Origin of the sequence: Synechococcus sp. HK01-R (assembly GCF_014217855.1) — a bacterium.
Classification (GTDB): domain Bacteria; phylum Cyanobacteriota; class Cyanobacteriia; order PCC-6307; family Cyanobiaceae; genus Synechococcus_C.
This window is the reverse complement of record NZ_CP059059.1, coordinates 516,988-539,734: the sequence shown is the minus strand read 5'-3', so window position 1 is coordinate 539,734 and position 22,747 is coordinate 516,988. Positions and strand designations below refer to the sequence as shown.

Annotated in this window: 19 protein-coding genes and 1 pseudogene; 9 read left to right on the top strand and 11 right to left on the bottom strand. The window is 63.4% G+C overall.

Annotated features, from left to right (window positions below):
* Positions 1-3 precede the first annotated feature (3 nt).
* Positions 4-1,317: an NRAMP family divalent metal transporter gene (locus H0O21_RS02860; protein ID WP_185190317.1), complete on the top strand. Its 1,314-nt coding sequence runs from the start codon at positions 4-6 to the stop codon at positions 1,315-1,317.
* 77 nt (positions 1,318-1,394) lie between these two features.
* On the opposite strand, the gene H0O21_RS02855 is transcribed toward H0O21_RS02860, so the two are convergent.
* The 5 genes from H0O21_RS02855 to H0O21_RS02835 form a co-directional block, all read right to left on the bottom strand.
* Positions 1,395-1,790: an Hsp20/alpha crystallin family protein gene (locus H0O21_RS02855; RefSeq protein WP_131455004.1), complete on the bottom strand. Its 396-nt coding sequence runs from the start codon at positions 1,788-1,790 to the stop codon at positions 1,395-1,397.
* 179 nt (positions 1,791-1,969) lie between these two features.
* A complete protein-coding gene (locus tag H0O21_RS02850) occupies positions 1,970-2,515 on the bottom strand; it encodes an MEKHLA domain-containing protein (protein ID WP_255441103.1) in 546 nt (181 codons plus the stop codon).
* Positions 2,508-3,395, bottom strand: coding sequence for an SWIM zinc finger family protein (locus tag H0O21_RS02845; RefSeq protein ID WP_185190316.1), 888 nt, complete (start codon positions 3,393-3,395; stop codon positions 2,508-2,510). The genes H0O21_RS02850 and H0O21_RS02845 overlap by 8 nt, the downstream gene beginning before the upstream one ends.
* 9 nt (positions 3,396-3,404) lie before the next feature.
* Positions 3,405-6,593, bottom strand: coding sequence for a DEAD/DEAH box helicase (locus tag H0O21_RS02840; protein WP_185190315.1), 3,189 nt, complete (start codon positions 6,591-6,593; stop codon positions 3,405-3,407).
* Positions 6,590-7,021: a hypothetical protein gene (locus H0O21_RS02835; RefSeq protein ID WP_131455001.1), complete on the bottom strand. Its 432-nt coding sequence runs from the start codon at positions 7,019-7,021 to the stop codon at positions 6,590-6,592. Before H0O21_RS02835 ends, H0O21_RS02840 begins: the two co-directional genes overlap by 4 nt.
* Positions 7,022-7,056: 35 nt before the next feature.
* Here H0O21_RS02835 and alaS point away from each other — a divergent pair, with 35 nt between their 5' ends.
* Complete coding sequence (gene alaS / locus H0O21_RS02830; RefSeq protein WP_185190314.1) at positions 7,057-9,735, top strand: alanine--tRNA ligase; 2,679 nt, start codon at positions 7,057-7,059, stop codon at positions 9,733-9,735.
* A gap of 55 nt (positions 9,736-9,790) precedes the next feature.
* On the opposite strand, the gene H0O21_RS02825 is transcribed toward alaS, so the two are convergent.
* On the bottom strand, positions 9,791-10,273 hold the full coding sequence (locus tag H0O21_RS02825) for a Coq4 family protein (RefSeq protein ID WP_370523075.1): 483 nt from the start codon (positions 10,271-10,273) through the stop codon (positions 9,791-9,793).
* A gap of 362 nt (positions 10,274-10,635) precedes the next feature.
* Between H0O21_RS02825 and H0O21_RS02820 the strand changes: the two are divergent.
* Positions 10,636-10,964: pseudogene (locus tag H0O21_RS02820) on the top strand (helix-turn-helix domain-containing protein); the annotation flags it as partial.
* A gap of 3 nt (positions 10,965-10,967) precedes the next feature.
* Here H0O21_RS02820 and speA read toward each other — a convergent pair.
* The gene (speA, locus tag H0O21_RS02815; protein WP_185190313.1) at positions 10,968-12,881 is read right to left on the bottom strand and encodes a biosynthetic arginine decarboxylase; all 1,914 of its coding nucleotides are present in this window, start codon (positions 12,879-12,881) and stop codon (positions 10,968-10,970) included.
* Between the two features lie 129 nt (positions 12,882-13,010).
* On the opposite strand from speA, the gene ndk reads away from it, so the two are divergent.
* Positions 13,011-13,469 carry a nucleoside-diphosphate kinase gene (gene ndk / locus H0O21_RS02810; RefSeq protein ID WP_131454994.1) on the top strand — a complete coding sequence of 153 codons (459 nt, stop codon included), beginning with the start codon at positions 13,011-13,013 and terminating at the stop codon, positions 13,467-13,469.
* 9 nt (positions 13,470-13,478) lie between these two features.
* Here ndk and thiO read toward each other — a convergent pair whose 3' ends face one another.
* Entirely contained in the window at positions 13,479-14,603 is a 1,125-nt protein-coding gene (gene thiO / locus H0O21_RS02805) for a glycine oxidase ThiO (protein WP_185190312.1), read from the bottom strand.
* A gap of 77 nt (positions 14,604-14,680) precedes the next feature.
* Between thiO and gatB the strand changes: the two genes are divergently transcribed.
* The gene (gatB, locus tag H0O21_RS02800; RefSeq protein ID WP_185190311.1) at positions 14,681-16,168 is read left to right on the top strand and encodes an Asp-tRNA(Asn)/Glu-tRNA(Gln) amidotransferase subunit GatB; all 1,488 of its coding nucleotides are present in this window, start codon (positions 14,681-14,683) and stop codon (positions 16,166-16,168) included.
* A gap of 9 nt (positions 16,169-16,177) precedes the next feature.
* On the opposite strand, the gene H0O21_RS02795 is transcribed toward gatB, so the two are convergent.
* On the bottom strand, positions 16,178-16,735 hold the full coding sequence (locus tag H0O21_RS02795) for a hypothetical protein (protein ID WP_255441102.1): 558 nt from the start codon (positions 16,733-16,735) through the stop codon (positions 16,178-16,180).
* A 127-nt stretch (positions 16,736-16,862) separates the two neighbouring features.
* Entirely contained in the window at positions 16,863-17,459 is a 597-nt protein-coding gene (coaE, locus tag H0O21_RS02790) for a dephospho-CoA kinase (protein ID WP_185190310.1), read from the bottom strand.
* Here coaE and argJ point away from each other — a divergent pair.
* The 4 genes from argJ (at position 17,458) to H0O21_RS02770 (ending at position 21,410) form a co-directional block, all read left to right on the top strand.
* The gene (gene argJ / locus H0O21_RS02785; protein ID WP_185190309.1) at positions 17,458-18,750 is read left to right on the top strand and encodes a bifunctional glutamate N-acetyltransferase/amino-acid acetyltransferase ArgJ; all 1,293 of its coding nucleotides are present in this window, start codon (positions 17,458-17,460) and stop codon (positions 18,748-18,750) included. The two genes, coaE and argJ, sit on opposite strands and share 2 nt — an antisense overlap.
* Before the next feature lie 48 nt (positions 18,751-18,798).
* Positions 18,799-19,350 (top strand): hypothetical protein, encoded by a 552-nt coding sequence (locus H0O21_RS02780; RefSeq protein ID WP_185190308.1) that lies wholly within the window; start codon positions 18,799-18,801, stop codon positions 19,348-19,350.
* 69 nt (positions 19,351-19,419) lie between these two features.
* Complete coding sequence (locus H0O21_RS02775) at positions 19,420-19,731, top strand: hypothetical protein (protein WP_185190307.1); 312 nt, start codon at positions 19,420-19,422, stop codon at positions 19,729-19,731.
* The gene (locus tag H0O21_RS02770) at positions 19,731-21,410 is read left to right on the top strand and encodes an AarF/ABC1/UbiB kinase family protein (protein WP_185190306.1); all 1,680 of its coding nucleotides are present in this window, start codon (positions 19,731-19,733) and stop codon (positions 21,408-21,410) included. The genes H0O21_RS02775 and H0O21_RS02770 overlap by 1 nt, the downstream gene beginning before the upstream one ends.
* 3 nt (positions 21,411-21,413) lie before the next feature.
* Here H0O21_RS02770 and eno read toward each other — a convergent pair whose 3' ends face one another.
* Positions 21,414-22,706: a phosphopyruvate hydratase gene (gene eno / locus H0O21_RS02765; protein ID WP_185190305.1), complete on the bottom strand. Its 1,293-nt coding sequence runs from the start codon at positions 22,704-22,706 to the stop codon at positions 21,414-21,416.
* Between the last annotated feature and the right edge of the window lie 41 nt (positions 22,707-22,747).

Below are 22,747 nucleotides of genomic sequence, written 5' to 3'. Positions count from 1 at the left end.
GTTATGACCACAAGCGTTGGGCGGGGCTGGAGTGGCCTGCGCCAGAGCCTGGGCCCTGGAATCCTTCTGGCGGGTGCCTGCATCGGCGGCTCCCATCTGATGTCATCCACCACAGCGGGCGCCCGCTTCGGTTTTGCCCTGCTGGGTTTGATCCTGCTCACCAATCTGCTCAAGTACCCCTTCCTGTTGGTGGGCAGTCGTTTCACCGCCGTCACGGGCCAGTCGCTGCTCGAGGGTTTTCAGGCCCGCAGTCGCGCTTATCTGCCGCTTTATCTGATCGTCAGCCTGGTGACGGGGACGCTCACGATTGCTGCGGTCAGCTTTGTGGCGGGGGTCTTGCTCACGAATGTTCCGCTCCTTCAAACGCTCGATCCCTACGGCCTTGCGATCGCTGTGCTCGTCATGAGTGCCCTGCTTCTGCTCGTGGGTCACTATCGGGCTCTCGACCGGATCTCCAAGCTGCTGGTGGCTCTGCTCACCCTGCTCACCGGTGTTGCCGCCCTCAGCCTGTTGCTGCGAGGACCCGTGGCTGATGTGGCGGCCAGCTGGACGCGTTCGGATCCCAGCCCATGGACCCTCGCCAATCTGGGATTCCTCATCCCCCTGATGGGCTGGATGCCAGGGCCCGTGGAGATGTGTGTCTGGCCCTCTCTTTGGATGTTCTCCCGCGCCCGCGATAGCCAGCACACAGCGACCAGGGCCGAGGCGGAATTCGACTTCAACCTTGGCTATGGGGTGACGGTGATCACGGCTGTGTTTTTCGTGATCCTGGGGGCCTACACGATGTACGGCACCGGCGACGGCATGCTCTCGGGCAGTGGTGTCTCCTTTGCCCAAAAGCTGATTCGCCTTTACACCGAGGCGATGGGTGGCTGGGCGGCCTGGGTGATCGTGCCAGCGGCCTTTTCCGCGATGTTCAGCACCACCCTCACCTGTCTGGATGCCTATCCCCGCAGTATTTCGGCGATTCAGGGACTCCTGCAGGGCAAGGATCGGGGTGACGCTGCACCAGGGCCCCAGCGCCGGCGCTTGGCTCTCTGGGTTCTGCTCCATTTCCTCGCTTCTGTTGGGGCCCTGCTGTTGGCCGCCAGTGGAGGTGTCGGTGTGAAGGATTTCGTGTTCGGTGCGATGGCAGGCAGCTTCATCACGGCTCCTTTGTTCGCCTGGATGGCGATGGACACCATGAACAGTTCCCTCGTGCCGGCGGAGCATCGCTATGGCCCCTTGATGCGGGGGCTCTGTTGGATCGGCCTCGCGTTTTTCGTTCTGTTTTCGCTGGTGTTCATTGGCTACGACTTGCTCGGTCTGGGCCGTTAGCGCGACGCAAGAAAAAGGCCCCTGCCGATTCGGCAGGGGCCAGGACTCCGTTCCTCTCCTCAGCAGCTGTCTCCCGGTCAGTCCTCCAGGGCGACGGTCACGGACGTGCGGGTCTGGGCCTTGCCGGCCCGGATCTCAAGCACGCCATCGCGATAGCTGGCGCGCAGCTGCTCGCGGTCGATGCCTTGGGGAAAGCGAAAGCTGCGGCTCCATGTCCCGTAGCGAAACTCGCTCAACAGGGCGGTGTCATCGGCCTTGTCTTCGCCAGGGCACTGGCGCTCAGCGCTCACGCTCACGCTGCGATCGGTGGCCTGCACGTCGATCGTGTTGCGCTCGACACCCGGTAGCTCCACGCGGATGACATAGGCATCAGCGTGGTCGCGGATCTCGGCGGCGGGAACGCGCTCGGCCTGGGCCAGTTGCTGCTCCAGGCGCTCAAAAAGGTCGAAGGGGGATTGGCGAAGGGTGATCATGAAAGGTCCTCCAAAAGGGGGGAGTTCTGGGGTGTTGGTTGTCACCCACAGCGCTAATCTGCGTGGCTCGATTGAGAACAAACAGCCGGAGAACCGCCCTCTTTGGTTCGGTCTGGACGACCTGATTCGGTTGTCACACCTGGAATGTCGCAAGAACCGAACAGGGTTAGTGGCAGCCCTTAGAGCCACCACCAATCTGAGAAGGCAGCGGCTTGCCCACAGGCACGCCCCTCCTCATCCCAGAGCGTCCAGATGCTGGCGTTGTTGATCATGAACCGCCGCCCCTCGCGATCGATGCGAATGCCGCGATAGCCCTGGTAAGCATCCCGACGTTGGGCGGTCTGCAGAGCCTGGGCCCTTTCTCGGCGGGCGTTTGCGGGGGCGGTGAGCCTGGAGGGCATCCCGATCATGGTGGGCCAGGTATGCCGCCAGAGCCTGAGGGCGGCGGCATTGGCATAGGTGAGGCGGGGCCCTTCGTTGGAGTCGAGCGCAGCACCGTCATGGGCCAGTACAGCCATGTCGACGGCAAACAGCTCCTGGCAGGCGAGGCGGCGCGAGCTGCCCGTGCGGTCGCCGGCCAGCAGCGGAGTGCCGAAGGCCCGTTGATGGGAGAGCAACAGGATGTTGACGAGACCGCGTTTCTCCAGGCTCAGCCAAGGAGCCTCCTCAAGGGGCAGGGCTCGCTCTTTGGCACTGTTGTGCTCTTGGGAGGTCTGCTCAGCCACCGGTGGCCATGGCCGCCAGCATCGCTTGCTGGGCCAGGGTTTGACCCTGCTCCCTCAGATGGGCAAGAAACTGCTGTTTGGCATCGGGAAATCGCGGTTCCTCAGCCAGAGGAAGCTCGCCAGCCGCATCCAGGCCGGTGTCGCCCTCCATGGCCGGGGTGATCACCACCAGGTCTCCATCCAGTGCAGCGTCATAGCGCCACCAAAGGGTGGGATCCAGGACGGCTGGATGGGGTGGGGTCAGGGTCGTGGGGGTGTCGCTGGTTGCAGAGGCGGACGCCTCCTCGTCCTGGGCGATGGCCTCGAGGGCTTCACGCCGCTGTTCCGCCAGGTCTTCCAGAAGCTTGGCCCGGGTTCTCCCCCGCAGTTGGAAGAGCACGAACGGGTCTTCGCTGAAGCGCTCCCCCATCAGGAAGTACACAGCGCTGATGTGCTTGCAGGGGTTGGCCTTGTCAGGGCAGCTGCACTCGCTGCGCACCTCTTGAAGTTTGAAGGGGAACAGACGCCTGCCGCTGGCTGCGAAAGCCCGTTCGATGTCCGACGGCATGATTCCTGCCAGCAACTGGGCTGACCAACGCGCTTTCTGGGTCAGGGCCTTAAGCACGTAGCCCCAGTCTTCGTCGCTAAGCACATCGAGCCAGAGCTTCACTTTGTAAGGGTCTTCACCGGTGCCTTGCACGCGGGCATGCACCCGTCGCCCCTCGAAGCGGATTGAGGTCACATGCCCTTCTCGGGCGTAGGCCCAGGCCCGCTCCAAGCGTTTCTTGAAGCGGTAGGAGTTGATCAGCTCCATCCACTGTTCGACCCACCAGGGCTGCTGCCCCAGGCCTTCATCGCCCAGGGAGGTGTTGATGCCGTTACCGGTGGGGGTGATGGTCATGCGTTGTCCTCAGTTGTCCTCGAGGCTCACCAATTCCTTGAGCTGGCCCATATCGAGGCCACCAAGCCAATCTTCGCCTGAGCCGATGATGTCTTCTGCCAGTCTGGATTTCTCGCGGATCATCCGGTCGATCTTCTCTTCCACTGAGCCGCTGGTGATGAACTTGTGCACCATCACCCGGTTGGTCTGGCCAATCCGGTAAGCACGGTCAGTGGCCTGGTTTTCAACCGCTGGGTTCCACCAGCGGTCGATATGGAAGACATGGCTGGCGCGGGTGAGGTTGAGGCCCACACCACCGGCCTTGAGTGACAGCAGGAACAGCTGAGGCCCACGCGGGTCTTCCTGAAAGCGATCGACCATTGCCTGGCGTTCACCCTTGCTGGTGCTGCCGCTCAGGAAGGGCACCTCGCTGCGCCAGCGACGTTGGAGGTAACCCTGCAGCAGGTGACCCCATTCAGCGAATTGGGTGAAGAGCAGGGCACGGTCGCCGGCTTCGATCACCTCCTCGAGGATCTCTTCGAGCCGCTGAAGCTTCACGGAACGTTGCAGGAAATCCTCGCTGGCGCTCTCTTCCTTGAGAGCCAGAGCCGGATGGTTGCAAATTTGCTTCAGCCTGGTGAGCAGGCCCAGCACCTGACCATGGCGCTGGCCGCGGGGGGCACGGGCGATCGCATCGAGGGTGTCCTCCACGGTTTTGGCATAGAGCGACTTCTGCTCCTTGCTGAGCCCCACCCACTCGCTCAGTTCCACCTTCTCCGGCAGGTCGGAAATGATGGCTTTGTCTGTTTTCAGGCGCCTCAGGATGAAGGGCCCCACGCGGGATTTGAGATCCCGAAGCGACGACATGTCGCCGTAGCGCTCAATCGGCATCCGGTAGCGCTGGCGGAAGAAGTCCTCCTCCCCGAGGACCCTGGGATTGAGAAAGTCCATCAGGGCCCAGAGTTCGCTCACTCGGTTCTCCACCGGTGTGCCCGTCAGGGCGATCCGGAATCGGCTACCGCGTCCGGGGCGGGCCAGGTCCCGGGCCGCCTGGCTCTGCTTGGCACTGGGGTTCTTGATCGCCTGTGCTTCATCGATCACCATTCCCTGCCAGTCCATGCTCTCCAGCAGTTCACTGTCCCGCTGCAACAGGCCATAGCTGGTGAGCACGAGATCCACATCTTTGAGGTCTTTCTTCAGCGCTGCGGGGGTCGACGGGCGTCGAGGGCCGTAGTGCTCCTTGACCTGCAGTTCCGGGGTGAAGGCGGCCGCCTCCCGTTTCCAGTTGGTCAGCACCGAGGTGGGAGCCACCAACAGCACCGGTCGTTTCAGCTCCTGCTCAGCCTTCAGGTGTTGGAGGAAGGCGAGCAACTGGATCGTCTTGCCCAGGCCCATGTCATCGGCCAGACAGGCGCCTTGGTCAAAGCGATGCAGGAAGGCGAGCCAGCCAAGGCCGCGCTCCTGGTAAGGGCGCAGCTGACCGCAGAAGCCCTCGGGAGCGGGCAGCGGGTCGGGGGCCTTCTGCTGGTGGTATTGCTCCAGCACCGCCTGCAGCCGTGGGCCGGCTTCCAGACGGTGCACAGGCATCCGCATCAGCGTGTCGCCTTCTGTGGCAGTCAGGCGCAGGGCATCGTCGAGGCTGAGATCGGGTTTGGCGGCGAAAAAACGCTCGGCGTTCTTGAGGTCGTTGGGGCGAAGTTCAATCCAGGCCCCCTTGTGATTCACCAGAGGGCTGCGCTTGCCCGCCAGTCGTTCCAGTTCGCGCAGCGTCAGCGTCACACCGCCGATCATCAGTTCCCAACTCCAGTCGAGGTTTTCACCGAGGGTGAAGCCGCGGGAGCGCTCGGGCAGTTCCGCCTGGATTGCCAGGCCAAGACGACTGGCCAGGCCGCCGGACAGGCTGGGGGGTAAGTCGACACCGACGCCGACATCACGAAGCTGGCGGGCGGCGGTGCGCACCAGAACGAAGGCCTCAGCCGGCGTGATTTGCATCGCTTCCGGGGTGGCGCTGTCGAGCCCGCGTTCGATCGGCGTGAACACCGTGAGCGCCCGTCCCATCCCCTCCAGCAGCAGTTCGCCAGGGTGGTCGACAGCGATCTCACCCAACTGCAGCCCCTTGGGACCGGCGGCCCAGGCCACCCCTGCGGGCACCTTCAGGGTGGGATCGGCCTCCGCCTGCAGGGCGAACCGCAGGGTCCAAAGGTCCTCGCCTTCCGCTGGAGTTTCCAGCTCCAGGCAGGCGCGGGCAGCGGCCACATTGCCGGCCACTCCTTCTCGCCAGTGGTGACTGGCGGTCGCCAGGCGTTCAGCTTCCTCATCGCCCAGGGTGATCACGCCGGTGTCGGATCCGAGGGCGTCCTGCCAGGCGGTCAGGAGGGGATCGAGCCCCTCGCTTTGGGGTGTGAAGCCCATGCGCAACTGGGCATCCACAAGGTCTTCCAGGAGGGTTGCCACGCGTAAGCGACCGCTGCGAGGTCGACAGCAGGCCACCGGGTTGGCGGCTCGCATGGCTTCTGGCCTGAGCCGGGTCGTGCGATTGCTGCGCCGGCCGGTCGGCTCCCGCCAGGGCAGGGCGCAGGTGGCCACCAGGGGCAGGCGGGAGGCCAGATCCTCCAAGCGTCTGCGATCGTCCTCACGATTGAGCAGCGGCACCCAGCGGGCCCGATGGGGGTAGCCCTCGCCTTTGCTCTGCTCCACCTGTGGAATCCAGCGTCCACGGGCGATCAGGCTCAGGGCCCAGCGCTGCATGTGGCTCCACCAGCGCAGTTCATCGGCCAGGTCAGGGTGGCGACCTGAGAGGGGGAGGCGTGCAAGCCAGCTGGTGGCTGCACCGGGTTCGATCGCCAGGCCCTGCACTTGCCAGGGCCACCATTCGGTCTGCTTGGGAATCGGCTCACCCGCTTGGAGGGGGAGCCCTGTCCAGCCGTCGTTCTCCTCGCTGTCGTTGCTGTCTGATCGTTTTTTGCGGCGCTTCAGACTGCGGCTCGGCAGCGTGAGGCAGGCGGTCGCGTCGATGATTCCTTCGGGGAGGAGGTCGCGTTCGGTCAGCCAGGCCCGCAGATCATCGGGGCTCAGGGTGAAGGGGTGAAGCGCTGGCGTGAGGCCTGGACCGGCAGGCTCAGCAACACGCCACGTGTCTGCCCACACCAGCAGGGCCGGTCGCCCGGAGCTGGTCGGAGTGCGGATGGCAGGGAGCCAGGTGGCGTGCAGCAGGCTCATGGCCGCGACGCAGACAACATGCGATGGGTGCCGTGGAGCAGGAGTGCGCTGCCGATCAACGGCAACCACGCCAGAAGGAGTTCCTCTCCTAATGATGCCAGGGCGTCCAGACCCCCCATTGGAGAGGGCAGGGCCATCCCCAGGCTGCGCACACCGCAGATCGCGCCAACAAGCCCGGCCTGCAGGTGTGAATCCTCCGGGTCCACCCGTTCGAGATGGAAGGCCAGCAGTCCATAGAAGAGCCCGCAGCCGGTGGCGCGGACGGCCTGTTCCACCCCGAGGGGTAGGCCGATCAACCCGGCACAGAGTCCCGCGAGCAGCGCCCAGCCCATGGAGCGCAGCCGCAGCTGAGCACGGCTGTCCGGGTCCGGTGCCTTGGTGGAGGTGGGTGGGGCGGCCAAGGTGAGTGGCGGCTCAGGGGCGATCATGGCTGCTGGCCCTGCTCCTCAAGCCCGAAACCGCCATGGCTGTTGCACGATCGTCGCGTCCGCAGGAAGCACGTCCCCGCAGCGGTGCGCAGATTCGCGAGGCCTTCCTCAGCTTCTTTGAGCAGCGGGGGCATGCACGCATGGCGAGTGCCTCCCTGGTGCCAGAGGACCCCACGGTGTTGCTCACGATCGCCGGCATGTTGCCGTTCAAGCCGGTCTTCCTCGGCCAGCAGGAGCGGCCGGCACCCTGTGCGACCAGTTCACAGAAGTGCATTCGCACCAATGACATCGAAAACGTGGGTCGCACGGCGCGGCACCACACCTTTTTCGAGATGCTCGGCAATTTCTCGTTCGGGGACTATTTCAAGCAGCAGGCGATTGAGTGGGCCTGGGAGTTGAGCACCGGGGTGTTCGGATTGGATCCGAAGAATCTCGTGGTGAGTGTGTTCCGTGAGGACGACGAAGCCGAGGTGATCTGGCGTGACGTGGTGGGGGTCAACCCCAAGCGGATCATTCGCATGGATGAGGCCGATAACTTCTGGGCATCTGGGCCGACCGGCCCCTGTGGCCCCTGTTCGGAGATCTATTACGACTTCAAGCCCGACCTTGGTGATGAGGGAATCGATCTCGAAGACGACTCCCGGTTCATCGAGTTCTACAACTTGGTGTTCATGCAGTACAACCGCGATGCGGAGGGCACCCTCACCCCGCTTGCCAATCGCAACATCGATACCGGCATGGGCCTCGAGCGGATGGCCCAGATCCTCCAGGGGGTGCCCAACAACTACGAGACCGACCTCATCTATCCGCTGATCGAAACGGCGGCTGCTCTTGCAGGAGTTGATTACAAGGCCCTGGATGACAAGGGCAAGACGAGCCTGAAAGTGATCGGTGACCACAGCCGAGCCGTGACTCAGCTCATCTGCGATGGCGTGACCGCCAGCAACCTTGGCCGCGGCTACATCCTGCGTCGCCTGCTGCGCCGGGTGGTGCGGCATGGACGCCTCCTGGGGATCGACAAGCCTTTCCTGACGGCGATGGGTGAGGCGTCGATTGCTTTGATGCAGGCGGTGCATCCCCAATTGATTGAGCGCAAGGAGGTGATCCTTGCCGAACTTCAGCGCGAGGAAGCCCGCTTTCTTGAAACCCTCGAGCGCGGCGAAAAGCTGCTGGCGGATGTGCTTGCGGCTAAGCCCAAGCAGATCTCAGGCGAGCAGGCCTTCGAGCTCTACGACACCTATGGCTTTCCACTCGAACTCACCGAGGAGATTGCCGAGGAGCATGGCCTCAGGGTGGATCTTGAGGGGTTCGAGGCGGCTATGGAGGCCCAGCGTCAGCGGGCCAAGGCGGCAGCCGTGAGCATCGATCTCACCCTTCAGGATGCGATCGATCAGGTGGCGGCTGAACTCGATGCCACAAGCTTCCGGGGCTATGAGCTTTTGGAACACAGCAGCAGCGTGCAGGCGCTGGTGGTGAACGGCGAGCCCGCCCAAACCGCTGTGGCCGGTGATGCGGTGCAGGTGGTGCTCGACACCACGCCCTTCTATGGCGAGGGTGGCGGCCAGGTGGGAGACCGTGGCGTACTGGCCGGAGACGGCGCCGACGGCAACGGACTGATCGTGGCGATCGACGCTGTGTCGCGGAACCGCAGTGTGTTCGTGCACAGCGGCCGTGTGGAGCGCGGCAGCCTCAGCGTTGGTGCTGTGGTGCATGGTCAGGTGGATCGCGCCTGTCGGCGCCGGGCCCAGGCCAATCACACGGCCACGCATCTGTTGCAGGCTGCGCTGAAGCAGGTGGTGGATCCCGGAATTGGCCAGGCTGGATCCCTGGTGGATTTCGAGCGCTTGCGTTTCGATTTCCACTGCCCTCGGGCGGTGACTGGGGCGGAGCTCGAGCAGATCGAGACCTTGATCAATGGCTGGATCAGCGAGGCCCACCGGCTTGAGGTGCAGGAGATGGCGATCGAGAAAGCCAAGGCCGCCGGTGCCGTGGCGATGTTCGGCGAGAAGTATGCCGATGTCGTGCGCGTCGTCGATGTCCCGGGGGTGTCGATGGAGCTCTGCGGAGGGACCCATGTGGCCAATACCGCTGAGATCGGTCTGTTCAAGATCGTGAGCGAGAGCGGCGTGGCTGCCGGCATCCGCCGCATCGAGGCCGTGGCCGGCCCGGCGGTGCTGGCGTATCTCAATGAGCGCGATGCGGTAGTGAAACAGCTGGGTGAGCGCTTCAAGGCCCAGCCCGGCGAGATCGTGGAACGGGTGATCGCGCTACAGGAGGAACTCAAGGCCACGGGGAAGGCGCTGTCAGCGGCTCAGGCGGAGTTGGCCGTGGCCAAGTCGGCGGCACTGGCAGGCAAGGCCACGGCTTTGGCTGGCTTCCAGCTGCTGGTGGAACGCTTGGATGGTGTGGACGGTGCCGGCCTACAAGGGGCGGCCCAGAGCCTGGCCGATCAGCTCGGCGATGGGGCTGCCGTGGTGCTTGGAGGCCTGCCGGATCCAGCTGATCAAGGCAAGGTGATTCTGGTGGCAGCCTTTGGTAAGGGGGTGATTGCCGCCAAGCTCCAGGCCGGCAAGTTCATTGGTGGAATCGCCAAGGTCTGCGGTGGCGGCGGTGGCGGCCGCCCCAACCTGGCCCAGGCCGGAGGGCGTGATGGTGCTGCATTGGATGCAGCGTTGGCCGCGGCCCGGGAGGAGCTGCATGCAGCGTTGTCATGAGTCCATGGCTCAACCCTGTTGGCGCTGTAGAGCTCATTGCTCCCCAGCGTCTTGGTCATGGCTCGGACTCGACGGGAAGTTTCAGTTCTCTTCGCCAGTCGCTCAGGGGCCGATCCCAACCATCTTCGAGTTTTCGAGCAATGACCAGCTCCGCATCAAGTCCCATCTGAAAGCCCTGCGCCAAGGCTCGCAGCATCGGGGCGAGAGGTTCGTCGTTCTGAAGGGCTGAAAGCATCCCGCCGAAGATCAGCATCACGGCAATGGGTGAGCGATTCTGCGCAAGGTTGAACCCCTGGAGCCTCAGTTCACTGGCCCCATCGATCCCGAAGCCAGTCAGGACGTGCACGATGTCGTGGGTTTCTTTGAGTCGGTGCACCACGAAATCCTGCGCGGTGGTCACTGGGGATGGATCGATCAAGCTGTCGGGGGTGATTCCCTGGCTGATCAGTTGGTCGGCGTAGATGCGACCGAGGCTGCCCTCAGGCAGGGTCTTCAGAACGTTCAGATCGATCGGCTGCGGGCGCCAGCGCTCATCCATTTAGGCTCTGAAGTGGCTGTTAGCCTGTAGGGCAGCCACCATCTTCTCCCCAAGGGGACTGCTCTTAAGGCTGTTGCCTACTGCAAAGACGCTGTCGAGGGAGCCAGGTTTTTGAGGAAGGTCGCAAGACTCGCCACCAGCTTCAGGTTTTGTAGACGCTCCTTAAGGCTGAGTTTTATGGCTTGTTCAAATCCGCCCAAGTGTTAGTTGCGTTACAGAGCAAGTGAAGTGTTTGCAACAACCGAGCCGCCCTGCCTCAAGGTTGTGGCCCCTGGGAGAGCTGTTGGCAGTTGCGTTCCCAACTGAAGCGATTCATGTTGACCAGTGCGTGGAGGGCCTCAAGGATCCGCGCTAGGTGGCGATTCGCCCTTGCTCTCGCTCGATTGGAGGCCAGTCGACTGCGGGATCTGAATCAGCGCTTCGCTCTGCAGAGTGCCGACGCCACAACACAGTTGCTCGATCCTTTGGCCTACTTACTCGGAAATCCTCTGGATCCAAAGATCCCCTGGCTTTGATTCCGCCCTTGGCGCAGAAAGAAATCGCGCTTCTTGCTGGATTGGCTCATGAAACGGCGTCGAGGACGCTGAGCAAGTTGAGGAGTCGAGGCACCGTCGTTAAAGAGGACGGACAGTTGCGCCTTGTCGATGCCCAGCCTCTGATCAAACGAGGCCTGTTAGAGGGTGAGGGTTGAGGCTCATTCCTGCAGATAGGTGGTTTGGCGAAGACTGGTGGTCACGTGGCTCATGAGACGACGGGCATCGCTGACGGAGAGTCGCCCATCACTGATGGCCTGTTCGCTGGCCAGGCGAAGACGTTCGAGCATCAGCTCGGGATTGTGTTCCATCGCCTGGAGCACATCGGCGTTCGTGTCTCCTTGCACGACATGGTCAACCCGGTAGCCACCACCAGGGGCCAGTCGGATGTGCACCGCGTTGGTGCTGCCGAAGAGATTGTGCAGATTGCCCATCACTTCCTGGTAGGCACCGGCGAGAAAGAGGCCAACCAGGTAGGGCTCGCCAGGTTTGGGCTGGTGGAGCTCGAGCAGTGCTTTGCTCTTGCCATCATGAATGAAGCGGGCGAGCTTCCCATCTGAATCGCAGGTGAGGTCAGCAATGTTGCCGAGTTGATCTGGTTCTTCGTCCAGGCGATGAATCGGCATCACCGGGAAGAGTTGATCGATGGCCCAGGTGTCTGGGGCGGACCGGAAAACAGAGAAATTGGCGTAATAAGTGGTGGCCAGGCTGGCCTTGAGGTTGCGCAGATCCTCAGGGCAGTGTTCCGGGGGGATGAGCGATGCGATCTTGCGGGCGCAAGCCCATGCGAGCTGTTCGGCCCGTGCTCGATCGGGAAGATTGAGATAGCCCAGCCGGAAGGCGCTGAGTGCATCGTCCTTAAATTTGAGCGCATCATTCCAGGCTTCCTGCAGGTTGCTTTGGTTGATGTTGTTGAGGGTCTCCTGCAGGTTGCGCACAATCAGCGGGTCATCTTCAGCAGCGGATGGCGCGTGATCAGGAGCTGTGCCCGCTCCGAGAACATCGAAGACCAGCACACTGAAATGGCTGGCCAGAGCTCGTCCGCTTTCGCTGACGAGAGTCGGCACAGGCACGTTGCAGGGTTCGCAGCATTCCCGCACTGTCGCCACTACATCATTGGCGTAGTTCTGAAGGGAATAGTTCGTGGAGGCAGCGGTGGCACTGCGACTCCCGTCGTAGTCGATACCTAGTCCACCGCCTACATCTAAGTAGCCCATCGGAGCACCCAGACGATGGAGCTCCACATAGATCTGCCCAGCTTCTTGCAGTGCATCCTTCAAAACGGCAATGTCATTGATCTGACTGCCGATATGGAAGTGGAGTAGGCGTAGTTCGCTGAGTAGGTCGGCCTCCTCAAGCGCTCGAACGGTGTCCAGTAGTTCTGGGATGGACAACCCGAATTTGGCGCGATCGCCGACGGAACTCCCCCAACGTCCCGTGCTGCGAGTGGACAGCCGAGCCCTGATTCCGATTAGGGGCGCTGCACCTAAATCACGACTGGCTTTGATGATGCGATTGACCTCTTCGGGCTGTTCGATCACCACCACGGGTTGACGACCGAGGCGTCTCGCCAGGATGGCGGTTTCGATGTAGCGCTGATCTTTGTAGCCGTTGCAGATCAGCAGGGCGTCCGGGTCTTCGAGAAGTGAGAGTGCGATCAGCAGTTCGGCCTTGCTGCCGGCCTCTAGGCCGAAATGCCAGCGTTGGCCGCTCTCGACGAGCTGCTCGACCACATGGCGTTGTTGGTTGCATTTGACCGGAAACACCCCCTGATAACGACCTCTGAACCCGTAGTGGGCGATGGCGCGGTCAAAGGCGGCGTGGAGTCGCTCCAGGCGGTCTTCAAGAATGTCATCGAAGCGGATCAGGAGGGGGAGAGCCAAATCGCGGTCCCGCATGCCCGTGACGAGATCCACCAGGTCGATGCTGCCGCCGCGATCCCCCCTGGGTTGCACAGACACATGCCCCCTGGCATTCGTGGAGAAGTAGGGATCCCCCCAGCGATCGAGCCCATAGACACTGGCGCCTGCCTGGGCAGTCCATGTGCCGTCGGTGCCAGAGGGAGCACTGAGCATCGATGCTTCCGCCACAGTTTAAGACTCGGAATCTAGGCAGCTCGGTCACGAGCTTCAGCTTTGGGCAGCAGGCTTGCTTGCCAAGCGGGCCGTCGGCCACGGACGATGACCGCGGTTTTTCTCCTACTCATGGCTGCCGAACGCACCTTCATTGCCATCAAGCCCGATGGCGTCCAGCGTGGTCTCGTTGGCGAGATCCTTGGCCGTTTCGAGCGCAAGGGTTTCAAGCTGGTGGGGCTCAAGCAGCTCACCCCCAGCCGGGAGCTGGCAGAGCAGCACTATGGAGTGCATAAGGAGCGCCCCTTCTTCGCCGGCCTGGTCGAGTTCATCACGTCCGGCCCTGTGGTGGCGATGGTCTGGGAGGGTGACGGTGTGATCGCCAGCGCTCGCAAGCTGATTGGTGCGACCAAGCCCCTGGAGGCCGAGCCCGGCACCATCCGCGGTGATTTGGCGATCAATATCGGTCGCAATGTGATCCATGGATCCGATGCCCCGGAAACGGCCCAGTTCGAGATCGGTCTCTGGTTCCAGGCTTCCGAGCTGAGCGACTGGACCCCTTCGGATCAGGGCTGGCGCACCGAGGGCTGATCCTTCCGATCAGTCAGGGTTCTTGCTGAGAGCCCCGACTTCAAACCGGTCCCAGCGAAAGTCCCCCAGCAGCTCACCATTGAGCTGGCTGGGGGATTCCTGTTGCACGGCATCCGCCACCAGCTCTGCGGTCAGGCCCGCCATCAGCACCCCGTTGCGGTGATGGCCGCAGGCCAGCCAGAGCCCCGTGATCGGGCTTGCCCCCAGCAGCGGGCCCTCGTCGGGGGTGCAGGGTCGGAATCCCCACCAGCGTTCCATCGGTGGCCAGTCCATGGCTTGCGGCAGCAGGGAGGCGATGCCGTCCTGCAGGGTCCGCTGTCCCTGGGGGGTGAGACCTTCGTCAAAGCCGGCTTCGGGTTCGGAGGTGGCGCCGACCACCACCAGTCCGTCCTCGCGGGGCACCAGGTAAGTGCCGGGGCCGAAGATCACCCGCTTGAGGGCGCCCCGAGGGGCCTGGAGGGACAGCATTTGCCCTTTCACGGGAAACACCGGGAGGGCGGAGAGCAGTCGGGCGCTCCATGCGCCACTGCAGAGCACGGCCGTTGAACAATCCAGTGTGTATTCCGTTCCTTCTGCGTTACGGACTCGTGCTCCTTGCAGGTGTTTGCCGTCCTGTTCGAGGGCCAGGACCTCTAAGCCCTCCTGGAAGCGCACGCCGCGGTCGGCGCAAGCGCTTTCGAGGGCCCGCATCAGCAGGCGGCGATTGTCGATCTGGCCGTCCTGAGCAAAGAGCAGTCCTGTGCTCCATTGCGGGGCCAGGCCCGGTAGCTCCCGCTCGAGCTGGGCGCGGTTCAGGGGCTGCCCCCAGGCTGCGGTGGGGTATCGGTCCCGTTCCGTTGCACCTTGGAACGGCACCACGATCCCGCTGGAGCGCAGGCCGCAGGGCAGGCCGCTGTCGGCCTCGATCTGGGCGACCCACCCTGGGGCCCGCTCCAGGCTGATCTGCCCGAAACGCAGCTGGGTGCCGCTCAGGCCCTCGGCATGGGGGGCCAGCATGCCGGCGGCCACGAATCCAGCCGCTTCGCTGCGGCGGCGGCTCAGCACGGTCACCTGACGGCCGCGGCGGGCCAGCTGATGGGCCACCGCCAGCCCCATCAGTCCCCCTCCCAGGATCACGACGGGATCGTCGGCCATTGCCCCCTTGTGGTTCAGACACCCGACCTTAACGACGTCGTTCCATAGGATTGGCCGGCTAGCAGGGATCTGGGCGGATGGCAGCGAACGGCGCGGGCACGGGCAACTGGGAAGCCGTGATCGGTCTGGAGACCCATGTGCAGCTGGGCACCGAGAGCAAGATCTTCACCAGCGCCTCCACGGCCTTCGGTGATGACCCCAACACCCACATCGACCCGGTGGTGTGCGGTTTGCCCGGCACCTTGCCTGTGCTGAATCAGAAGGTGCTCGAGTATGCGGTGAAGGCGGCGATGGCCCTCAACCTCAACATCGCGGAGCACTGCAAGTTCGACCGCAAACAGTATTTCTATCCCGATCTGCCGAAGAACTACCAGATCTCTCAGTACGACGAACCGATCGCTGAGGACGGCTGGATCGAGGTGGAAGTGGCAGAAAAAGGCAAAGACACTTACCTCAAACGCATCGGTATCGAGCGTCTGCACATGGAGGAGGACGCGGGCAAGCTGGTGCATGCCGGCAGCGATCGACTGGCGGGTTCCACCCATTCCCTTGTGGATTACAACCGCGCTGGGGTTGCGCTCGCTGAGATCGTCAGCAAGCCCGATCTGCGCACCGGTCGCGAGGCTGCTGAATACGCCTCTGAGATCCGCCGGATCATGCGCTACTTAGGCGTGAGCGATGGAAACATGCAGGAGGGTTCCCTGCGTTGTGACGTCAATATCTCCGTGCGCCAGGGGCCTGATGCCCCCTTTGGCACCAAGGTGGAGATCAAGAACATGAACTCCTTCTCGGCGATTCAGAAGGCCTGTGACTACGAAATTCAGCGCCAGATCAAGGCCTATGAAACCGGCGAACCCGTGGTGCAGGAGACCCGACTCTGGGATGAGGGCAAGCAGCTCACGAAGAGCATGCGCGGTAAGGAGGGAGCCAGTGATTACCGCTACTTCCCCGATCCTGACCTTGGGCCGATCGAGGTGAGCGTGGATCAGCGCGAAGCCTGGCGCGCCGAACTGCCGGAGCTGCCCGCGGCTAAGCGCCATCGCTATGCGGAGACCCTTGGTCTGTCGCAATACGACGCCCGGGTGCTCACCGACGAACGTCCGATGGCGGATTATTTCGAGGCTGTGGTGGCTGCAGGTGCTGACGCCAAGCTTGCTGCCAACTGGATCACGGGCGATATCGCCGCCTATGTGAACAGCAACCGTCTCAGCTACGGGGACTTGCCCTTCCGCGCGGAGCAGCTCGCGGAAATGGTGCAACTGATCGATGGCGGCAAGATCAGCGGCAAGATCGCCAAGGAAATCCTTCCTGAGTTGCTCGAGCAGGGTGGCTCACCGGCCAAGATCGTCGATGAGCGAGGCCTGGGCATGATCAGCGACCCGGCCGCGATCACCGCCATCGTCGAAGAGCTCCTGGCTGCTCACCCTGAGGAGGTGGAAGCTTTCCGCGGCGGTAAGAACAAGCTGCAGGGTTTCTTTGTGGGCCAGCTGATGAAGAAGACCGGCGGTAAGGCTGATCCGAAGCTGGCGAATCAGATCCTCACTCAGAAACTGAAGGGGGGCTAATGCTCCGTCTCAGTTGGTTTGCGGAGGGCCGTTGTATAGCTCGTTCAGCACCGAGCGGCCATCGGCGGCGATTTTCAGAATTGTCTGAATGCTGGGGGCTTCACCGCTCTGCTCCCAACCCGGTGGCCCTCCAGGGATGTTGAAGACGAAGTCGTCATTTTCCCGGCTGAGGCAGGGATTGCCCGCGGCGCCGGCGAACATGCAACTGGCGGGTCTGTAGACGCTGAGCCCACCGTTGAGCCGGATTGCTGTATCGCGAGCCAGGTTGATGCTGCGTCGTGCGGCGAGGGGATCGTTCGGGCTGCTGTCAGGGACTGAAGCGTTGCCTGGTGCTGGAGCTTCGCCTGGATCTGGATTTGGCCAACCCTCCGACTCGGCAGCCGGCATGCAGCTCACTTGTGATGAGCTCAGGTCGATTGCGCTGACAGCGACAAGGGCTCCTGATTCACGGTCATAACAGCGGAATGTGATCGCCTGTGCTTGGGCAGCGTTGCCGCAGCTAATGCTGGCGGCGGCCATGGTGAAGGCGCTCAAGCCGACGGCGCTCAGGTGGAGCAGGTGGTTCATGCCTGAATTCTGATGGACAATCCCTGGCGATGGGTAAGCCCCGCCATGGGCGGGGCGCAGGTTCGGTGGCCGTTGTTGTCAGCGTGCGGTGCGCTTCTCGTGAGGTTCTCCCGATCAGGACTGGATCTCAGAGCTGTGATTCGACCAGCACGGTCCACGCTTCTGGCCGGTCACCGTTGTCAATCACCAGGTCTGCTTTGGCGCATTTGCTGGCGAGGGGCAGCTGAGCGGCGATCCTGAGCCGGGCTTCCTCGGCCGTCAGCGCATCTCGGGCCATCAGTCGCTCTTGTTGCTGCTGTTCTGAGCAGGTCACAACCCAGATTTCTGTGCAGAGGCTCTCCAGGCCTGCTTCAAACAGCAGCGGAATCATCAGCACCACGATTGGCTCCTGCTCGAGCCTCAGCAGCTCCCCATCGAAGTGATCGCGGACGAGGGGGTGGACCAGCCGCTCGAGCCAACGCCGCTCGTCTGGGTCGCTGAACACGATCCGGGCCAGGGCCGCGCGATCGATGCGCCCGTCTACCACGGTCGAACCGCTTGCCAGCACCCGATCTCCGAAGTGTTCCAGCACCCGTTTGGCACCCTCGCTTCCGGTGACTAGGGCGTCACGGGCGATTTGGTCGGCATCCAGTAGTGGAATGCCCCTGTCGGCCAACCAGCGACCAACACTGCTCTTGCCGCTGGCGATGCCTCCGGTGAGGCCAATCCGGCGTTGGCTGGGCATGGCGCGGCGTCAGGATGGATCCAGTGTCTCGCGTGCGCACGTGCTTGCGGCTACCAGCGGCTCATCGATCTCATGGACTCCCCTGGAGGGGGGCATCACCGCACCACAGGGGTTTGAAGCGGCTGGCATCACCGCAGGACTGAAGGCCTCCGGTAAGTCGGATCTCTCCTTGTTGCTGGCCCCGGAAGGCGCTGTTTGCGCCGGCACTTTCACCACCTCCGTGGTGCGTGCCGCCTGTGTGGATCTTTGCGCGCAGCGGTTGGCTGCGAGCTCGGGTCGGGCCAGGGCCGTGCTCACCAATTCAGGGCAGGCGAATGCCTGCACCGGCGATCGCGGCTTGATTGATAGCCAGAGGGCTACGCAGGCGCTGGCTGATCGTTTGGGCCTGGATGCTGACGATGTGCTGATTTGTTCGACCGGCGTGATCGGTGTGCCGATCCCGATGGACACCCTGCTGGCGGGCTTGGATCCCCTGGTCGACGCGCTCAGCTCTGAGGGCGGGGCTGCAGCCGCCACCGCGATCCTGACGACCGACTTAATCGATAAGCAGATCGCCCTTGAGGCGGACCTCGGCGGCCGTCGCGTTCGGATCGGCGGCATGGCCAAGGGTTCTGGGATGATCCATCCCGATATGGCCACCATGCTCGGCTATCTCACCTGTGATGCCGGCGTGCCGGCTGAGGTCTGGCAGGCGATGGTGAAGCGAGCGGTGGATCGCTCCTTCAATGCGATCACGGTGGATGGAGACACCAGCACCAATGACACTTTCCTTGCCTTTGCTGCTGGCGAGCCGCTGGCTCCCGCCGATCTGGCGGCTCTTGAGGAAGGTGTGACCCTGGTGGCACAGCATCTGGCCCGCGCCATCGCCCGTGATGGAGAGGGTGCGACCTGCTTGATCGATGTGCTGGTCCAGGGTGCGGCAACGGAAGCAGAGGCCCTTCTGATCGCCCGCACGGTCTGTGGCTCATCGCTTGTGAAAACAGCCGTGCATGGGCGCGACCCCAACTGGGGACGGATCGTGGCGGCTGCCGGTCGTTCCGGTGTGGACTTTGACCCCGAAGCGGTGGCTCTATGGCTGGGGCCCTATCAGCTGATGGCTGCAGGGCGGCCCCTTCCCTTTGACCGGGATGCCGCTTCGGGCTATCTGAGGCAGCGGGCTGCAGGGGCCTATCTCCAGGACGACAGCGTCTTGATCCGATTGGAGCTGGGTGATGGCTCCTGCAGTGGCCGTGCCTGGGGATGTGACCTCTCGGATCAATACGTGCGCATCAACGCCGATTACACCACTTGATCCCAGTCGCGGCTGCCAGGATGGACCTGTGAATTGGACGCTTTTCCCTTGGCCAAGGAGTCCACGTCCCAGGCAGCACCTGAGCGGCCGACGCGACCCCGCTTCTGGGTGGGTCCGCTCGTGGCAGGCGCTTGTTTTGCCCTGGGCTACGGCATCACCCAACGCATCATCGTGATGCAGGGTGCTTTGCAGAAGCCTCAACGTGAGGGGTTCGCAGCGCAGCCATTCCCCGGACAGACCCTTGAGGATCTGCGGCGACTCCACGGTGACGATCATCAGGCATTGACTGCTGATGTGGCAGCCGAAGAGGCGGAGCTGGCCCGCCAGCGTGAAGCCGAGAAAGCTGCCCTAGAGGCGGAGCGCCTTGCTGCTGAAGCCAAGCGCAATGCAGAGCAGCAGGCTGCCCTTGGCCCGCTGCCAGAGCAGGCGCTGCCTGAGCCGGTCTGGGCCGAGCCCACTCCGGTGGTTCCCGCGCCTGTGCTGCCCAAGCCTGAGCCAGCGCGAGCTGTGGCCGAACCCGCCCCGGTTCAGGCCCAGCCAGCGTCGCCCGCTCCTCTCGCTCCCTTCCCGGCGGCGCCGGTCGCTCCCCCGACCCCCTAGGCCGCTGGTTGGGGATCGCGCTTTCCGCCGGGTATCTGCCACAGTTTCAGCATCAGCTCTGTCGAGGTCATGCCCTCTCCTGATGCCCTGATCAGAGCCACCATGCACCGCTTGGCCGCTCGCCTTGGCCATGGCTTGGCGGAGGCGGCCGCTGAAGTGGCCGTGATTGCCCAGGACGCACCTGAGCGGCTGCGCAGAGAATGGGATCTTTTTCAAGACGAGGTGCGGGCGGAAGCGGAACGACTGGATTCCGATGGCCAGGAGCCGTCTGACCCCGCACAGCCCGCAGGCCCCGTTGGGGATGTGGATCCCCAGCAGCAGATTGATGGCCTCCGTGCGCGGGTTGCGGAGCTCAGCCGCTTGATGGAGGAGACACCCTGATGGGGGCTCCGGCGCTTCCTATGCCCCTGCGCAGTGTGCTGCGTGCCTTGCGCATCTGGCGTGCAGTGCTCACGCTCATCGTTCTGCTCTGGTGGGATGGTTGCGCCTGGACCTATCCCGGCGGTTGCAGCGCCGAACGGCGTCAGGCCCGTCAGCAGCAACGTGCCCGCTGGCTGACGGCTGAACTGCTCGCCCTTGGCTCGGCCTTCATCAAGCTCGGTCAGCTGCTTTCGGCCCGGCCCGATGTGCTGCCGGCGGGTTGGGTGTCGGAATTGGCTGATCTTCAGGACCGGGTGCCTGCCTTTTCGTTTGACCGGGCCCAGGCGGTGCTGGAGGACGAGCTCGGAGCCCGTTGCGCCGAGATCATCGATCTGGATCAGCAGCCCCTCGGCGCTGCCTCCTTGGCCCAGGTGCATCGCGCCAGCCTGCGAAGCGGTCGGCAGGTGGTGCTCAAAATTCAGCGCCCGGGGCTCGAACGCCTGTTTCGCCTTGATCTGGAGGTGATGCAGCAGGTGGCTGCCGTTCTGCAGCGGCATCCCAGTTGGGGCCGGGGCCGCGATTGGGTCGCGATCGCTCAGGAATGCAGGAGAGTGTTGTTGCGGGAACTGGACTTCCGCTTGGAGGCTCAGCATGCCGCCCGCTTCCGGCAGCAGTTTCTCGATGAGCCACGCATCCGGGTGCCCGGGGTGATCTGGGAGCTGAGCAGCCGTCGGGTGCTTTGCCTGGATTATTTGCCGGGGATCAAGGTCAATGATCGCCCTGCCCTTGTTGCCGCAGGGATCGAGCCTTCGTCTGTGGCTGAAATCGGAGCGGCCAGTTATCTGCAGCAACTGGTGCGCTTTGGCTTTTTCCATGCTGATCCCCATCCCGGCAACCTCGCTGTCGCTAGTGATGGCGCCCTGATCTATTACGACTTCGGGATGATGGGGCTGCTCTCCGATGGCCTACGTCGGCGGCTGGGTGCCATGGTCCGTGCGGCGGCCTCAAGGGATGCGGCGGCTCTGGTCAGTGAGATGCAGGCCGCCGGGGTGATCGCCCGTGATGTGGACATCGGGCCGGTTAGGCGTTTGGTGCGGTTGATGTTGCAGGAGGCGCTCACGCCTCCCTTCAGCGCCAATGTGATCGACAAGCTTTCGGGAGATCTCTACGAGCTGGTGTATGGCCAGCCCTTCCGGCTGCCGGTGGAGTTGATCTTTGTGATGCGGGCTCTCTCCACCTTTGAAGGGGTCGGACGCAGCCTCGATCCCGCCTTTAGCCTGGTGGCGATTGCCAAGCCCTACCTCCTTCCCTTGATGGCTTCCAGCGGATCCGGACCCAACGATCTCTTCAATGAACTTGGTCGTCAGGTGGGAGCGCTGAGCAGCCGCGCTGCAGGGATCCCCCGCCGTCTTGACGAGAGCCTGGAGCGCCTTGAGCAAGGGGATCTGCAACTGCAGATCCGGATGGGCGAATCCGATCGTCAGTTCCGGCGCATGGTGACGGCACAACACGCGGTCGGACAATCCGTGCTGTTGGGCTCGTTGGCCCTGGCAGCTGCGCTGCTGGGTGCGGGACCTCGGCCTTTGTGGGCCCTGCTGCCTGTGGCGGCAGGGATTCCTGTAGGCATGGGCTGGCTCAAGCTGCAACTCAAGCTCCGTCGGGATGGACGGATTGAGCAGCTTGGCCAGAACGGTCCCTGAGCCTCAGCCCCGGCCGCGGGGACCTTGGCCAACGGCACCGGCATACACGGCTTGGCTACCAAGCTCATCTTCAATGCGGAGCAGCTGGTTGTATTTGGCGACCCGTTCGCTGCGGCTCAAGGAGCCGGTTTTGATCTGACCGGCGCGGGTGGCGACGGAGAGATCAGCAATGGTGGTGTCTTCGGTTTCACCGCTGCGGTGGCTGATCACGCTGGTGTAACCGTTGCGGCCCGCCAGATCGATCGCCTGCAGGGTTTCGGTCAGGGTGCCGATCTGATTCACCTTGATCAGGATCGAATTCGCTGTGCTGGCATCGATGCCTTGCTGAAGGCGCTGGCTGTTGGTCACGAACAGGTCATCACCCACGAGCTGCACACGGTTGCCCAGGCGTTCAGTCAGGTGCTTCCAGCCCTCCCAATCATCTTCCGCCAGTCCGTCCTCGATCGAAACGATCGGGAAGCGATTCACCAGCTGCTCGAGTTGGTCGACCATCTCGGCACTGGTGTAGCTGCCGCCGCCAAAGGCGTAACGGCCATCGGCGAAGAACTCTGTGCTGGCCACGTCGAGGGCAAGGGCGATCTCCTCGCCGGGCTTGTAGCCGGCTTTCTCAATGGCTTCCACCAGGATTTCGCCCGCTTCAGTGTTGCCCAGATCAGGGGCGAAGCCGCCTTCATCGCCTACAGAGGTGCTCAGGCCACGGTCCTTGAGCAGGCCCTTGAGGGTATGGAACACCTCGGTGCCCATGCGCAGGGCTTCGCGGAAGCTGGGGGCACCGTGGGGCACCAGCATGAATTCTTGGAAATCAAGGCTGTTGGCCGCATGGGCGCCGCCGTTGATCACGTTCATCAGGGGCACCGGCAGCAGGGTGGCCATCGGTCCGCCCAGGTAGCGGTAGAGCGGAAGGCCCACGCCGTTGGCAGCTGCACGGGCCGTGGCCATGCTCACCGCCAGGATGGCGTTGGCGCCCAGATTGGATTTGTTGGCGCTGCCGTCGAGTTCGAGCATGGCTGCATCGATGCTCGCCTGGTCAAGGGCAGACAGTCCGCAGAGAGCGGGGGCGATCCGATCCTCGATGTGGTCCACCGCCTGGGTGACACCCTTACCCATGTAGCGGCTGCCGCCATCACGCAGTTCATGGGCCTCGTGGGCGCCGGTGCTGGCGCCGCTGGGCACGATCGCCCGACCGCTGGCACCTCCCTCGAGCAGCACTTCCGCTTCCACGGTGGGGTTGCCGCGGGAATCGAGCACCTCCCTGGCAACGATGGTGTCAATGACGAGGTCGAGGGAATCGAACACGTGCCGTCGTTCAAAGTTCCGAGGATCCTATGGGTCGCCCC